Genomic DNA, 13,976 nt, shown 5'->3' on the forward strand with positions numbered 1-13,976 from the left:
GCACTCGGCCCGCGGTCAGGGTCGCCGAACGGCTCTCCGCGAGACGGCTCAGAAAGCCGCGTTGACCGGCTCTTTCTCCGCCGAGCCCGCGGGAGTGCCGCGCTGCCCGATCGACCGGCGCGAGATCAGGACCGTCAGCCAGCCGGCCGAGGCGAAGACCGCCGTCATCGCGACGACGTAGAACACCACCGCGATCATCCCACCGGGGACGATCGGCGGGTCCGCCAGGCGCGGATCGAGGAAGGGGTACGGGTACCAGACCTGCTCGTGCTTCATCTGGTCGTAGACGAGGGGCGCCCGGATGATCGTGTAGACGAACCAGGCGACCGGGAACGCGAGCAGCGCCGGGACGACCGCCCAGGAGAGGCGGCGCCGGCCGGGCGCGAAGAGCCAGTCGAGGATCAGCGCGAGCGGCGCCATGACGTGCATGACCTCGTTGGTCCAGTCCTGACCGGCACCGGCGCCGGTGACCACCGTGCCGCGCAGGAGCAGGTTGTAGACCACTCCGATCACGACCATGTAGGTGACGACTCCGGCCCGCAGCCAGGCGAACCAGCGCGGTTCCGGCAGGGCGCCGCGGGCGAGGACGACGGCGCCGATCAGCAGGACGACGACTGCGAGCAGGCAGACCTCGACGGTGATGTAGCTGAAGAAGTTGGCGGCGAGGGTGGCGCGGTCGCGGAAGCGGGCCTCGACCCAGAAGGCGTGGGAGTCGAGGAAGCTCACCGTGGTCGCGGTGAGGACGGCGGCCGCGACGAGCACGCGGAGCAGGACGAAGGTGGAGCGCATCGCGCCTTCCGGATCGGCGGGAGGGAGGAGGGGGGAGGCGGCTCTGCCGGAGGACGCCCCCACCCTTCCACGTCGCGCCCGGGGGCGCACCACCGGTCCGGTGACGTCCCAGTGTCGCGACGACGGCTCTCAGGAACGCTCGGGCGTCCCGTGCCGCGTCAGCGCCCGAGGCGGCGGAGCAGCGGCGCGGCCATCGCGCGCAGCTCCGGGACGCGGAGGACCCAGAGCACGCCGAAGTAGACGAGGGCCATGACGACGCCGGTGAGCACCATCGAGATGAGGGCCTGCGGCCAGCCGGCGGCCGGGTAGTCGTCGGCCTGGGCGAGGACGAACATCACCAGGACGCCGGCGCCGATCGAGGGGAGGGTCGCGGCGGCGTAGGTGGCGAAGCGGAACACGATGCGCGTCCCGCCCCAGCCGCCGAGCTTCTTCCTGAGCATCAGGCACGCCATCAGCGCCTGGACGGCGACTCCCGCCGAGATCGAGAGCGCGACGAAGAACGCGGTCGAGTCGTCGGGGAGGAGGAAGGCGATCCCGCAGCCGACGACGATGATCGCGGTCTGCACCAGCGTGTAGAGGAACGGCGAACGGCCGTCGTTGAGGGCGTAGAACCCGCGCTGCACGATCGCGAGCGTCGAGAACAGCGGCAGCACGATGACGTAGGCGGTGATGATCATGGCCATCTGCCCGGCGGCGACGGGATCGGTCGGCGCGAAGATCGTCGCGAAGGAGCGGGCGCAGACCACGAGGGCCGCTGTGGCGAAGAACAGGAAGAGCCCGACCACCCGGATCGAGGTGGAGATGTCGCTCCGGAAGTCCTTCATCTCGTTGCGCGAGGCGTGGCCGCTCATCTTGGTGTAGTACGCGGTGGCGATCGAGACGGCGATCACCGAGTGCGGGAGCATGAAGACGAGCCAGGCCTTCTGCAGCGCCGTGGCGGAGGCGTCCTCGCCCGAGGAGGCGCTCACGGTGTTGTTCTCGATGAAGCCTGCAGCGACCGTCAGGAGCAGGGTCGCGAAGGTCCAGACGGCGATCCTCCCGGCGCGGCCGAGGCCGACCCCGCGGACGCTGAAATCGGGGCGGTAGCGCAGACCGACCCGCTTCCAGAAGAAGACGAGCAGCATCGCCTGCAGTGCCACTCCGAGGGTGGCCGAGCCCGCCAGCACAGCGATCATCTCGGGCGACCACTCCGTCGCCGTGCGGAGACCCTTGCCGTCGGAGCCGAAGAGCTGCTGGAAGGCCAGGAGCCCGCCGATGGCGACGACGTTGTTCACGACCGGGGTCCAGGTGAACGGACCGAAGGAGCCGCGCGCGTTGAGCACCTCGCCGAGGATCGTGTACAGCCCGTAGAAGAAGACCTGCGGCAGGCACCAGTAGGCGAAGGTGACGGCGAGGCGGGTCTGCTCCGGCCCGTACTGCGAGGCGTTCAGCTGGATCAGCAGGGGTGCGGCGAGCGTCGCGATCACGGCGGCACCGAGGAGGACGAGGAGCGCGAGGGTCAGCAGCTTGTTGATGTAGCGCTGACCGCCGTCGGCCTGGAGGCCGGCGCGCACGATCTGCGGCACGAGGACCGCGTTGAGCGCACCGCCCGCGATGATCGCGTAGATCGTGTTCGGGAGGCCGTTGGCGACGGTGAAGGCGTCGGCGCCCTGGCCGACGAGGCCGATCGTCTGGGTGAAGACCAGCGACATCACGAAGCCGAGGACCCGCGAGACCATCGTGCCGGAGGCGAGGACGGCGCTCGCGCGACCGAGGGAGAAGCTAGCCACGGGGATCCGTTCGGTCGTCGTCGAGGCCCGGCTGGACGGCGAGCGGGGCGTTGGGGTCCTCCTCGTCCTCCTCGGGGGTGTCGCCGCGGCGGCGCCGGCGGATGTTGCGGAGGATGCCCGCGCCGAAGACGAGGACGAGGAGGATGCCGACGCCCAGGGTGCCGACGGTCTCCCAGTCGGCGCGGACGTTGGTGACGATGCCGGTGGGAGCGCCGATGGGCGTGCCGTCCTGCGACGTCAGCTGCATCCGGAGCTCGGTCTCGCCGTTGCCGACGCGTGCCTTCACGGGAATGAGGACGCGGCCCTGCGAGCGGGCGTCGATCGCCGTCGGCTCGACCGAGGACTCGTCGATGTCGAGGACGGCGTTCGAGGTCGAGGCCTGGATCCGGACCGTCACGGGCCACGGCAGGTCGTTGCGGACGTAGACCGGGATGCTGGAGTCGCGGGAGAGCTGGGTGACGCTGTCGGAGCTCTCGATGGCGACGGAGGAGAGCGTGGTGTCGGCCTGCTCGCGGCTGGCGGTGACCGCCTCCTGCCAGCCCGCCGTGTCCTCGCGCCAGGTCACGGCGAGCAGGGCGAGGAGGTCATTGCGGCGCTTGCCGCTGAGCAGCTCCGGTTCGGTGAGGACGGCCGAGAACGACTCCACGCGGGCGGCCGCGGTCAGCAGGTCGGACACGCCCTCGAGGCGCTGCTCCGACTCCGGGCTGTCGATGATCGTCGCGTCCTCGGTCGCCGGCGAGGTGAGGGCGGCGGCGAGCGATGAGCCCTCGGCCCAGGGCAGGGCGTCGACGGCGTCGAGGGTCTGCGCGAGGCGGACGCCGTCGATCGCCGCGCCGCGGTCGAGCGCGAGGACCACGTCGGGAGACTCGCCCTCCCGCTGCACCTGCGCGAGGTCGGCGGTGAGGTCGGCCGTGCTCGCGCGCCACTCCGAGTCGGTGCTCGCGCTGACCGCACGGTCGAAGGCGCTGGAGAGGGCACTGTCGGCGACGATGACGTCGTGGTCGTCGACGGAGGCTCGGGTCGTCGTGGTGACGCCGTCCGGCAGCTCGAGATTGTCGGAGGAGACGACCGTGCGGGTCATGCCGCCGGTGGCATACACGCCGAGATCCGCCGCGCGGACGGTGCCGTCGTCCGGCCAGGCGATGCGGCCGACCGTCGGCGACCAGTCGAACGCGAGGAGCGACTCGGTCGTCGGGCGCTCGGGGAGGTTCTGAGCAGTCGAGTCGCCGGGAACCGCCGTCGGGGTCGGCGTCCCCGAGCTCGTCGGCGCGAACAGGGTGGGATCGAGCGCGTACTCGAACGAGGTCGGCGCCAGGAGCGTGGACAGGCCGGACTGCGCCTGGGCGGCGACGTCCGCATCCGCGTAGGGCAGGGCGAAGACCTCGTTCGGCACCGACTCGAGCCGGTCCAGCCAGGCGGTCGCCGACTCCGGTGCCGTGTCGCCGAGGACCCGGATCGACGCGAGGATGCGCGGATCCACTCCGATGGTCACGGCGCGGCCGTCGACGGTGTCGAGCTGGCGCGAGAGCGTGCCGGTGGTCTGGGTGTAGTCCTGCAGCGTCTCGGCGGAGAGCATGCCGTCAGCGGTGTCGGGGACCGTGAGCGGCACGAGGACGCTGACGCCGGTCTCCTGCTCGCTGGGGAAGCCGGTCGAGAGCTCGACGACGCCTCGGGCGGTCGCGACGGTGCCACCGGGGCTGCTGACGGTCACCGAGATCGCGTGGGTGCCGAACGCCTCCGGGTCGCGGATCGAGTCGGTGGAGAAGGGGAGCGAGGCCGCGGGGACGGTGACGCCGACCTGGGCGGAGCTGGAGGGGAGCAGTCGCACGTCGGCGCCGTCGCCGGTGCTCGTGCCCTCGTCCTCGGACTCGCCGTCGAGCCACTCGGCGAGCTCGGCCCGGGAGTCGAGGGTGTCCTCGTCGATCGCGACCTCGACGCGCGCGCCGTCGATCGACTCGGTGGTGCCGTTGCGCACGGAGATCGCGAGCTGGAGGTCGTCGCCGGGGAGGAGGACGCCGTCGTTCGCCGCGCCGACCGTCGCCGTGACGGTGGCCTGTCCGGACTCGAGGGCCGTGCGCTCAGCGGCGTGCGCCGCCGCGGGGAGGGCGCCGCCGAGGAGCGCGATCGACAGCGCAGCGGCACCGGCGGAGCGGAGCAGCTGCGGGACCGCTCGCCGGGGGCGGGGGCGATCGGAGGGGGTGAGGTCGCGCCGACGCATCGAACTCACTCGGCCTCCATGCGGGTGATTCTACGGGCAGGCCTCCGGGCAGCCGTCTGCCGGGCCGCGGGATGCGCTGCGGAGTCGCTCAGGAGCCGTAACCGGTCGAGGCGGTTGCACTCCGGCGCGCACCGCGGCCCGGTCACGGCTCCCCGGTAGGATCTGCCGGATGCACAGCGTCCAGACCGCCCTCGAGACCCTCCGAGCTCTCGCGGCGACACCGACGGTGGCCCGGCTCGCGGAGGCTTTCGCCGCGCAGGGCCACGAGCTCGCGCTGGTCGGCGGCCCCGTCCGCGACGCCTTCCTGGGCCACGGCGTGCACGACCTCGACTTCACGACCTCGGCGCGGCCCGACGACATCGTGCGGATCGTCGCTCCGATCGCCGAGGCGCACTGGGACATCGGCCGGGCGTTCGGCACGATCGGCGCGCGGATCGCCGGCGAGACGGTGGAGATCACCACCTACCGCAGCGACAGCTACGACGGGGTCAGCCGCAAGCCCGAAGTCGAGTTCGGCGACAGCCTCGAGGGCGACCTCGTGCGCCGCGACTTCACCGTCAACGCGATGGCGCTGCGGCTGCCCGAGATCGTGCTCGTCGACCCGGCCGGGGGAGTGGAGGACCTGCTCGCGGGCCGGCTGCGCACGCCCGCCGCGGCCGACCTCTCCTTCGGCGACGACCCGCTGCGGATGCTGCGCGGCGCGCGGTTCACCTCACAGCTCGGCTTCCGGACCACCGACGAGGTCGAGTGGGCGATGGCCGAGCTGGCCCCGCGCATCGACGACGTCTCCGCGGAGCGGGTGCAGGAGGAGCTGCGGAAGCTCCTCGCGACCGCCTCGCCGCGGGCCGGACTCGAGCTGCTCGTCGACACCGGTCTGGCAGGTTACTTCCTCCCCGAGCTGCCGGCCCTGCGCCTCGAGCAGGACGAGCACCACCACCACAAGGACGTCTACGTGCACAGCCTCACGGTGCTGGAGCAGGCGATCGCGCTGGAGGGACAGCGGAACCCCGGCGCGGCGCCGGACGTCACCCTCCGCATCGCGGCGCTGCTGCACGACATCGGCAAGCCGGCGACGCGGCGGCTGGAGCCGGGCGGAGCGGTCAGCTTCTACCACCACGACCTCGTCGGCTCGAAGCTGGCGATCAAGCGGCTGCGCTCGCTGAAGTTCGACAAGCAGACCATCGCGGACGTCGCCCGGTTGATCGAGCTGCACCTGCGCTTCTTCGGCTACACCGAGGGTGCCTGGACCGACTCGGCCGTCCGCCGCTACGTCACCGACGCCGGCCCGCTGCTCGAGCGGCTGCACATCCTGACCCGGGCCGACGTGACGACCCGCAACACCCGCAAGGCCGACCGGCTCGCGCACGCCTACGACGACCTGGAGCAGCGGATCGCGGAGCTCGCCGAGAAGGAGGAGCTCGCCTCGAAGCGGCCCGACCTCGACGGCACGCAGATCATGGCGATCCTGGAGCTGCCGCCGGGGCGCGAGGTCGGACTCGCGTACAAGTTCCTGCTCGAGCTGCGACTCGAGGAGGGACCGCTCGGCGAGGAGGAGGCCGCCCGGCGGCTGAAGGAGTGGTGGGCGGCGCGCTGAGCGTCGTCGCGCGGGATCGGGAGCCGATCAGTCCCGGTCCGTGAGAACGGACTGCCAGTCGCGCGGCACCCGGTCCGCCGGTCCGGGCGTCGACTGGTCGGCGGGGTGGCTCTGCGGGTCGGCGAGACGCGGACCGTCGGCGTAGTCGTCCGTCCGGTAGTCCCAGAACCACTCCTCGCCGGGCTCGAAGCTCCGGATGACCGAGTGGCCGGTCTCGTGGAAGTGCGCGGTCGCGTGCCGGTTCAGCGAGTCGTCGCAGCAGCCGATGTGCCCGCAGAGCGCGCAGCGGCGCAGGTGCAGCCACCACGAGCCGGACTGCTCGCACTCGACGCAGCCGGGGCCGCTCGGCGGGACGGAGGGGTCGATCGTCTGCTGCGTCGTCATGCGCTCAGCTTGTCCCTCCGCGCCGTCCGGCACCAGATCCGTCCCGTCCTCCGGACGACCGTCTGAACGGTTCTCGAACTTCGGAGCGATCCCTCCGTGTCGCGACGCGGCAGGCCTATCGTGGAGCCACTTCTCCCCTGCTTCGGGGAGGAGCGCACGCTGACGTCGACTCGGGCGTGCCCCGGGCCGACCCGAGCACGGAGGTACGACCATGCCGTATGTGACCACGGACGACGACGTCGAGATCTACTACAAGGACTGGGGATCCGCGGACGCGCAGCCGATCGTGTTCCACCACGGCTGGCCGCTGTCCTCGGACGACTGGGACGCGCAGCTCCTCTTCTTCCACGCGCACGGCTACCGCGTGATCGCGACCGACCGCCGCGGGCACGGACGGTCGGAGCAGGTCGGCACCGGGCACGACATGGACCACTACGCCAGCGACGTCGACGCCGTGGTGCGGCACCTCGACCTGCACGACGCGGTCCACATCGGCCACTCCACCGGCGGCGGCCAGGTCGCGCGCTACGTCGCGCAGTACGGCCAGCCGCAGGGCCGCGTGGCGAAGGCGGTCCTCGTCTCCTCCGTGCCGCCGCTGATGGTGCAGACGGAGGCGAACCCCGAGGGCACGCCGATGAGCGTCTTCGACGGGTTCCGCGAGGCGCTCGCCGCGAACCGCGCCGAGTTCTTCCAGGCCGTCGCGTCGGGTCCGTTCTACGGCTTCAACCGCGACGGCGCGGAGGTCTCGCAGCCGGTGATCGACAACTGGTGGCGCCAGGGGATGACGGGCAGTGCGCTCGCGCACTACGAGGGCATCGAGGCGTTCTCGGAGACGGACCAGACGGAGGACCTGAAGGCGATCACCGTCCCGGTGCTCGTGCTGCAGGGCGACGACGACCAGGTCGTGCCGTACCAGGACGCGGCGCTGAAGCAGCACGAGCTGCTGCAGGACTCGACGCTGAAGATCTACGAGGGCTACCCGCACGGCATGCTGACCACCCACGCCGACGTGCTCAACCCGGACCTGCTGGCGTTCATCCAGCGGTAGCGCGTCCCGGTGACGGCGGGATCCGGCGGGCGACCGCGGATCCCGCCGGATCGGCCCTGGGCTCGGAGTCCCGCGGATGGTAGGGTCGTCAGGTTGTCCATGACCAGACGCACTCGCGTCCGCGGGAGTGGGCAGATGCTACATACCCTCCTGTCACGGAAATACCGTGGCCGTTCAGTCCGAAGGAGGTGGGTTAGTGACGCATCAGTACGAACTCATGGTCATCCTGGATCCCGAGATCGATGAGCGCACCGTCGCTCCGAGTCTCGACAAGTTCCTCAACGTCATCCGCACCGATGGTGGATCCATCGACAAGGTCGACGTCTGGGGCCGCCGTCGTCTGGCGTACGAGATCAACAAGAAGTCCGAGGGCATCTACGCCATCGTCGACTTCACGTCGACCTCGGCCGCCGCGAACGAGCTCGACCGTCAGCTGAAGCTGTCGGAGGCCGTCATGCGCACCAAGGTGCTCCGCGCCGAAGAGGGCATCGCCCAGGTCGCCGCCGCCAAGAAGCTCGCCGACGAGAAGGCCGCCCGCAAGGCTGCCAAGGCTCCGGCCGCTCCCAAGGCGTAACGCTGATGGCCGGCGAGACGATCATCACCGTGGTGGGGAACCTCACCGCCGACCCCGAGCTGCGCTACACGCAGGGCGGGCTCGCGGTCGCGAACTTCACCATCGCCTCCACGCCGCGCACCTTCGACCGTCAGGCGAACGACTGGAAGGACGGCGAAGCGCTGTTCCTCCGGGCCTCCGTCTGGCGCGAGTTCGCCGAGAACGTCGCGGGGACGCTGACCAAGGGAAGCCGTGTCGTCGCGACCGGCCGCCTGAAGCAGCGCTCCTACGAGACGAAGGAAGGCGAGAAGCGCACCAGCATCGAGCTCGAGATCGACGAGATCGGCCCCTCGCTGCGCTACGCGACCGCTCAGGTCACGCGCGCGGCCGGTGGCGGCGGTGGACGCGGTCAGGTCGGCGGCGGCGGTGGCAACCAGGGCGCGAGCCAGGGCGGCTTCGGCGGCGGCAACGGCGGCAACCAGGGGGGCTCCGGCGGAAACGGCGGCGGCAACCGCGGTGGCGGCCAGGCCGAGGAGCCGTGGGCGCCCAGCGCTCCGGCCGGTGGCGACGTGTGGAGCACGCCGGGCAGCTACAACGACGAGACGCCGTTCTGAGCCTCCGGCTCGAGCGCGCCCTCACCTGAATCACGCGTCCCCGCCCCGAGAGGGGTGCGGACGGACGCGAACCAGAATCTAAGGAAACCACTATGGCTGGAAAGAGCAGCGGCGACCGCCGCAAGCCGATCCGCGGCAAGGGCGCGAAGAACGCGGCCCCCGCGAAGTCGGTCCGCGTGGGCGTCATCGACTACAAGGACGTCCCGACCCTTCGCAAGTTCATCTCCGAGCGCGGCAAGATCCGCGCCCGTCGTATCACCGGCGTCTCCGTCCAGGAGCAGCGCCTCATCGCCCGCGCCGTCAAGAACGCCCGTGAGATGGCGCTCCTGCCCTACGCCGGCAGCGGAAGGTAGGTAGAAGATGTCCAAGGTCATCCTGACCCACGAGGTCGACGGACTCGGCTCCGCCGGCGACGTCGTCGACGTGAAGAACGGGTTCGCCCGCAACTACCTCATCCCGCAGGGCTTCGGCGTCGCGTGGACCCGCGGTGGCGAGAAGCAGGTCGAGCAGATCAAGTCGGCGCGAGCCGCTCGTGAGCACAAGACCATCGAGGAGGCTCAGCACACGAAGCAGGTCCTCGAGGCCAACCGCGTGAAGCTGACCGTCAAGGCCGGAAAGGACGGGCGCCTCTTCGGCTCCGTCAAGACCTCCGACATCGCGACTGCGGTGGCGGCGGCCGGCTACGGCGAGCTCGACAAGCGCAAGATCGTGATCTCGAACGCGATCAAGAACGTCGGCGAGCACGAGGCCGTGGTGCGTCTGCGCGACGACATCCAGGCCACCGTGAAGCTGCAGGTGGTCGCGGCCAAGTAAGGCCGCGAGAACGCCGCGGAGGGCGGTGCGACGGGACTTCACGGTCCCCTCGCACCGCCCTTCGTCGTTGCGGTTCTCCACAGCTCCATCCACATACACCCTCGCGGGAGGGCAACCTTCAATGTGGTCTGGAGACTCTTTTCCCCACACACCTGTGGAAAGCGGGAAAGGCCTGGTCAGGCGGCTGAAAAAACTTGTCCGACAGTCGAGTTCCCACAGGGTTCTCCACATGTTGCCCACAGCGGGCGCGGCGTTTCCCGCTCGTTCTCCACAGTTCTCTCCACAGGGTGGTTTGACCCCGGCGGCGGGCGGTCCGTAGTGTGGCGCAGCGCCCCGCGAGGGGAGCGGGGCGGGCGCCGAGCGGCCGCTGTCGGAGGTCGGGCGTAGACCTGTGTCCGGCACTCGCGACAGGCGGCTCGACCGTGTCGCCACCCGTTCCGCGAGGCACCCGACAGGAGGAGGCGAAGGCATGACGATCGCGCACCTGGCGGTTCCCGGCTCGGACGGACGAGACGGGCGGGACTCCCGAGGGGACTCCCCGCGCAGCAACGAGCGCACGCCCCCGCACGACCTGCTCGCGGAGCAGTCGGCGCTCGGCGGCATGCTGCTCTCGAAGGACGCCGTCGCCGACGTCGTGGAGAGCGTCAAGGCGACCGACTTCTACATCCCCAAGCACGAGATCGTCTTCGAGGCGATCCTGGCGCTCTACTCGCACGGCGAGCCGACCGACGTCATCGCCGTCACCGACGAGCTGACCAAGCAGGGCGAGCTGCAGCGCGCCGGCGGCGCCGACTACCTGCACTCGCTCACCGCGATGGTGCCGACCGCGGCGAACGCGGGCTACTACGCGTCGATCGTGGCCGAGCGCGCGCTGCTGCGCCGCCTGGTCGAGGCGGGCACCCGCATCGCGCAGATGGGCTACCAGGGCGAGGGCGAGGTCCTCGACCTCGTCAACACAGCGCAGGCCGAGATCTACAACGTCACCGGGTCGGAGACGGCGGAGGACTACGTCCCGTTGACCGACGCGGTGACCGTCGCCATCGACGAGATCGAGGCCGCGGCGCACAAGGACGGGGCCTTCACCGGCGTGCCGACCGGCTTCGCCGACCTGGACGACCTCACCAACGGCTTCCACCCCGGCCAGATGATCATCGTCGCGGCGCGACCGGCACTCGGAAAGTCGACGCTCGCGCTCGACTTCGCCCGCGCCGCCGCGATCAAGCACAACATGGCGACGATCTTCTTCTCGCTCGAGATGGGGCGCAGCGAGATCGCGATGCGCCTGCTCTCGGCCGAGGCGTCCGTTCCGCTGCAGCACATGCGCAAGGGCACGGTCGACCAGCGCGACTGGACGACCATCGCCTCCACCCGCGGCCGCATCAACGACGCCCCGCTCTACATCGACGACTCGCCGAACCTCACGCTCGTCGAGATCCGCGCGAAGTGCCGCCGGCTCAAGCAGCGCATCGGCCTGAAGATGGTCGTCATCGACTACCTCCAGCTGATGACCTCGGGCAAGAAGGTCGAGAGCCGCCAGCAGGAGGTCTCCGAGTTCTCCCGTGCGCTGAAGCTGCTCGCGAAGGAGCTGCAGGTGCCGGTCATCGCGCTGTCGCAGCTGAACCGTGGACCGGAGCAGCGCGCCGACAAGCTGCCCGCCATCTCCGACCTCCGCGAGTCCGGCTCGATCGAGCAGGACGCCGACATGGTGATCCTGCTGCACCGCGAGAGCGCCTACGAGAAGGACAACCCGCGCGCGGGCGAGGCCGATCTCATCGTCGCCAAGCACCGCAACGGTCCGACCCGGACGGTGACCGTGGGCTTCCACGGCCACTTCTCCCGCTTCGCGGACATCCCGGCGGTCTGACGCTCGTGGCTGCACAGGAACCGGTCGAGGAGGTCGCGCTCGACGGGGAGAGCATCCGGCTCGGGCAGTTCCTGAAGTTCGCGGGGATCCTCGACTCCGGGGGCGAGGTGAAGGAGGCCGTCGCGGACGGCTTCGTCAGCGTGAACGGCGAGGTGGACCGGCGGCGCGGGCGGCAGCTTGTGGTCGGCGACGTCGTGGAGTTCGGCGGGCGACGGTTCCGCGTCGGGGCGTAGGGCTCGTTCGGACGTCTTCTCGTTTGGACGTCTCCTCTTCCCTGTGCCGCGGGTGCGTGGCTAGCATCGGGGCGTGCGACGCCGGGGTCGCACCGGTCAGGAGGCTCCGATGGGGTTCGTCAGCTACGGGATGCTCGTGTCGATCGACGGCTTCGTCGCGGCGGCGGACGGCGACATCTCCGGGTTCCCCGCGCCCGGGCCCGCGCTGCACCGGGTCTTCAACGAGGGGCAGCGGGCCGCCGCCCTGTCGGTCTACGGCAGCCGGATGTGGCGGATGATGGCGTACTGGGGCCGGCCCGATCCGGAGTGGGACGAGGTCGCCGAGGACTTCGCGCAGGCGTGGGTCGAGACTCCGAAGGTCGTCTTCTCGTCGACGGTGACGGAGGTGCCCGAGGGTGTGACGCTGATCGCCTCCGACGCGGTCGACGCGTTCCGGCGGATCAAGTCCGGGACCGACGGTGCGATCGAGGTGAGCGGGCCGACGCTGGCCGCCTCGCTCGGCGCGGCCGGGCTGATCGACGAGTACCGGCTCCACACGCAGCCGTTCGTCCTCGGCGGAGGGACGCCGTACTTCGCCGCCGGGTTCCGACCGGAGCTGCGCTTCCTCGGCAGCGAGCCGCTGCCGGAGGGCGCGGTGCTGACGCGGTACGCGCCGCGCTGACGGGTCCATTGCTGTGGCTGACGCCACTGCTTCGACGTGGCGCACCGGCTCTTCCGGAAAGGACTGCGCGAACCGCAGACCTCCGTCATCACCAGGCCCTCAGCTCATGAGCTTCCGCGCCTCAGCCTGAGGCACGCAGCGCAGTGAGCAGCGAAAGCGCTCAGGGCGCGTGACCGGGTCCGCGCTGCGTGACAGGCTCGGAGGACACTGACGTCAGGAGCGCGCGCATGCAGGTCGGCATTCATTTCATGAACTTCACGCTGCCGGGGGGCAGTGCCGGGATCGCGCCGATCCTGGGGGCCACGGCGCGGACGGCGGAGGACGTCGGCTGCGAGTGGTTCACGCTGATGGACCACTACTTCCAGATGGAGCAGTTCGCGACGAGCGAGGATCCGATGCTCGAGGGGTACACCTCGCTCGGGTTCGTCGCGGGGCGGACGGAGCGGCTGCGGCTGGGGCTGCTGGTGACCGGGGTGACCTACCGGCACCCGGGGCTGCTGGCGAAGATCGTGACGACGCTCGACGTGCTGTCGGGCGGGCGGGCGATGCTCGGCATCGGTGCGGCCTGGTACGAGCGGGAGCACCTCGGGCTCGGCGTGCCGTATCCGGCCCTGAAGGAGCGGTTCGAGCGGCTCGAGGAGACGCTGCAGATCTGCAAGCAGATGTGGAGCGAGAACGACGGGCCGTACTCGGGGAAGCACTTCCAGCTGGCCGAGACGCTGAACCACCCGGAGCCGATCCAGCGGCCGGGTCCGCCGATCCTGATCGGCGGCAGCGGCGAGAAGAAGACGCTGCGTCTGGTCGCGGAGTACGGCGACGCCTGCAACCTGTTCGCGATCGGGGCGGAGGGGATCGCGCACAAGCTCGACGTGCTGCGCCGGCACTGCGACGAGCTCGGGCGCGACTACGACGCGATCACGAAGACGATCATCGGCGGCGGGGACCCGGTCGGCGACCCGGACGGGTTCGTGCGGGTGATGGAGGAGTACGCGGCGCTCGGGATCTCGCTGGTCGAGCTCGCGCCGCAGGGGCCGGACCCGGAGGCGTACGTGGCGCAGTTGGGCGAGGGCGTCGTGGGGCGGCTGGCGGCGATCGGCTGAGGGCGGGGTCTCGATACGCCGCTGCGCGGCTACTCGACCAGCATGAAAGGGCGCCGCGCGGCTGGTCGACCGGCAGGGAAGGGGAGCTGCGCGGTTGGTCGACCGGCATGGAAGGGGAGCTGCGCATCGGCGGCGGCAGGACGTCAGCCGAGGACGTGCGTCGTCGCCGAGGGGCGCTGAGAGTGACTCCCGGCTGATGTTCTGCGTCCGGATCGGGTGCCGTGGTCTGCAGATCCGAACTGTCGGGCGCGCCCCATGCTGATCGAGTAGCCCGTGGAGCGGGCGTATCGAGAGCCGGCAGCGCCGGAAGGACGAGTCTGCAGACCTGGCCTTCAT

Annotated in this window: 14 protein-coding genes; 10 read left to right on the forward strand and 4 right to left on the reverse strand. The window is 70.7% G+C overall.

The window, feature by feature from the left end:
* Positions 1 to 48: 48 nt before the first annotated feature.
* The 3 genes from MT350_RS09540 to MT350_RS09550 all read right to left on the reverse strand — a co-directional run bounded on the left by MT350_RS09540 (position 49) and on the right by MT350_RS09550 (position 4,776).
* Positions 49 to 789 carry a Pr6Pr family membrane protein gene (locus MT350_RS09540; RefSeq protein WP_243599421.1) on the reverse strand — a complete coding sequence of 247 codons (741 nt, stop codon included), beginning with the start codon at positions 787 to 789 and terminating at the stop codon, positions 49 to 51.
* A 158-nt stretch (positions 790 to 947) separates the two neighbouring features.
* Complete coding sequence (gene murJ / locus MT350_RS09545) at positions 948 to 2,558, reverse strand: murein biosynthesis integral membrane protein MurJ (protein ID WP_243599422.1); 1,611 nt, start codon at positions 2,556 to 2,558, stop codon at positions 948 to 950.
* Entirely contained in the window at positions 2,551 to 4,776 is a 2,226-nt protein-coding gene (locus tag MT350_RS09550) for a DUF6049 family protein (protein ID WP_243599790.1), read from the reverse strand. Before MT350_RS09550 ends, murJ begins: the two co-directional genes overlap by 8 nt.
* 169 nt (positions 4,777 to 4,945) lie before the next feature.
* Between MT350_RS09550 and MT350_RS09555 the strand changes: the two genes are divergently transcribed.
* Positions 4,946 to 6,370 carry a CCA tRNA nucleotidyltransferase gene (locus tag MT350_RS09555; protein ID WP_132437309.1) on the forward strand — a complete coding sequence of 475 codons (1,425 nt, stop codon included), beginning with the start codon at positions 4,946 to 4,948 and terminating at the stop codon, positions 6,368 to 6,370.
* A gap of 27 nt (positions 6,371 to 6,397) precedes the next feature.
* Here the strand turns inward: MT350_RS09555 and MT350_RS09560 are convergent, their stop codons facing one another.
* Positions 6,398 to 6,754 (reverse strand): UBP-type zinc finger domain-containing protein, encoded by a 357-nt coding sequence (locus MT350_RS09560; protein ID WP_123706124.1) that lies wholly within the window; start codon positions 6,752 to 6,754, stop codon positions 6,398 to 6,400.
* 211 nt (positions 6,755 to 6,965) lie between these two features.
* On the opposite strand from MT350_RS09560, the gene MT350_RS09565 reads away from it, so the two are divergent.
* From MT350_RS09565 to MT350_RS09605, 9 genes are all read left to right on the forward strand, one after another.
* Complete coding sequence (locus MT350_RS09565; protein WP_243599423.1) at positions 6,966 to 7,802, forward strand: alpha/beta fold hydrolase; 837 nt, start codon at positions 6,966 to 6,968, stop codon at positions 7,800 to 7,802.
* A 196-nt stretch (positions 7,803 to 7,998) separates the two neighbouring features.
* Positions 7,999 to 8,376 carry a 30S ribosomal protein S6 gene (rpsF, locus tag MT350_RS09570; RefSeq protein WP_123447279.1) on the forward strand — a complete coding sequence of 126 codons (378 nt, stop codon included), beginning with the start codon at positions 7,999 to 8,001 and terminating at the stop codon, positions 8,374 to 8,376.
* 5 nt (positions 8,377 to 8,381) lie between these two features.
* A complete protein-coding gene (locus MT350_RS09575; RefSeq protein ID WP_123706126.1) occupies positions 8,382 to 8,969 on the forward strand; it encodes a single-stranded DNA-binding protein in 588 nt (195 codons plus the stop codon).
* A 92-nt stretch (positions 8,970 to 9,061) separates the two neighbouring features.
* Positions 9,062 to 9,322: a 30S ribosomal protein S18 gene (rpsR, locus tag MT350_RS09580; RefSeq protein ID WP_056039813.1), complete on the forward strand. Its 261-nt coding sequence runs from the start codon at positions 9,062 to 9,064 to the stop codon at positions 9,320 to 9,322.
* A 7-nt stretch (positions 9,323 to 9,329) separates the two neighbouring features.
* Complete coding sequence (gene rplI / locus MT350_RS09585) at positions 9,330 to 9,782, forward strand: 50S ribosomal protein L9 (protein WP_123447282.1); 453 nt, start codon at positions 9,330 to 9,332, stop codon at positions 9,780 to 9,782.
* Between the two features lie 469 nt (positions 9,783 to 10,251).
* Entirely contained in the window at positions 10,252 to 11,646 is a 1,395-nt protein-coding gene (gene dnaB, locus MT350_RS09590; RefSeq protein WP_123447283.1) for a replicative DNA helicase, read from the forward strand.
* Between the two features lie 5 nt (positions 11,647 to 11,651).
* Positions 11,652 to 11,879 (forward strand): RNA-binding S4 domain-containing protein, encoded by a 228-nt coding sequence (locus MT350_RS09595; protein WP_243599424.1) that lies wholly within the window; start codon positions 11,652 to 11,654, stop codon positions 11,877 to 11,879.
* A 109-nt stretch (positions 11,880 to 11,988) separates the two neighbouring features.
* The gene (locus tag MT350_RS09600) at positions 11,989 to 12,540 is read left to right on the forward strand and encodes a dihydrofolate reductase family protein (RefSeq protein WP_243615826.1); all 552 of its coding nucleotides are present in this window, start codon (positions 11,989 to 11,991) and stop codon (positions 12,538 to 12,540) included.
* Between the two features lie 227 nt (positions 12,541 to 12,767).
* A complete protein-coding gene (locus MT350_RS09605; RefSeq protein ID WP_243615827.1) occupies positions 12,768 to 13,640 on the forward strand; it encodes an LLM class F420-dependent oxidoreductase in 873 nt (290 codons plus the stop codon).
* The last annotated feature ends 336 nt before the right edge of the window (positions 13,641 to 13,976 follow it).

This window comes from Rathayibacter sp. VKM Ac-2928 (genome assembly GCF_022815545.1).
Lineage (GTDB): Bacteria > Actinomycetota > Actinomycetes > Actinomycetales > Microbacteriaceae > Rathayibacter > Rathayibacter festucae.

Bases quoted from the DNA above. Each gene is read 5' to 3' on its own strand.
- MT350_RS09605 (WP_243615827.1), top strand. From the start codon at position 12,768: ATGCAGGTCGGCATTCATTTCATGAACTTCACGCTGCCGGGGGGCAGT.
- MT350_RS09565 (WP_243599423.1), top strand. From the start codon at position 6,966: ATGCCGTATGTGACCACGGACGACGACGTCGAGATCTACTACAAGGAC.
- MT350_RS09575 (WP_123706126.1), top strand. From the start codon at position 8,382: ATGGCCGGCGAGACGATCATCACCGTGGTGGGGAACCTCACCGCCGAC.
- MT350_RS09555 (WP_132437309.1), top strand. From the start codon at position 4,946: ATGCACAGCGTCCAGACCGCCCTCGAGACCCTCCGAGCTCTCGCGGCG.
- rplI (WP_123447282.1), top strand. From the start codon at position 9,330: ATGTCCAAGGTCATCCTGACCCACGAGGTCGACGGACTCGGCTCCGCC.
- dnaB (WP_123447283.1), top strand. From the start codon at position 10,252: ATGACGATCGCGCACCTGGCGGTTCCCGGCTCGGACGGACGAGACGGG.
- MT350_RS09540 (WP_243599421.1), bottom strand. From the start codon at position 789: ATGCGCTCCACCTTCGTCCTGCTCCGCGTGCTCGTCGCGGCCGCCGTC.
- MT350_RS09600 (WP_243615826.1), top strand. From the start codon at position 11,989: ATGGGGTTCGTCAGCTACGGGATGCTCGTGTCGATCGACGGCTTCGTC.
- rpsR (WP_056039813.1), top strand. From the start codon at position 9,062: ATGGCTGGAAAGAGCAGCGGCGACCGCCGCAAGCCGATCCGCGGCAAG.
- MT350_RS09550 (WP_243599790.1), bottom strand. From the start codon at position 4,776: ATGCGTCGGCGCGACCTCACCCCCTCCGATCGCCCCCGCCCCCGGCGA.
- MT350_RS09560 (WP_123706124.1), bottom strand. From the start codon at position 6,754: ATGACGACGCAGCAGACGATCGACCCCTCCGTCCCGCCGAGCGGCCCC.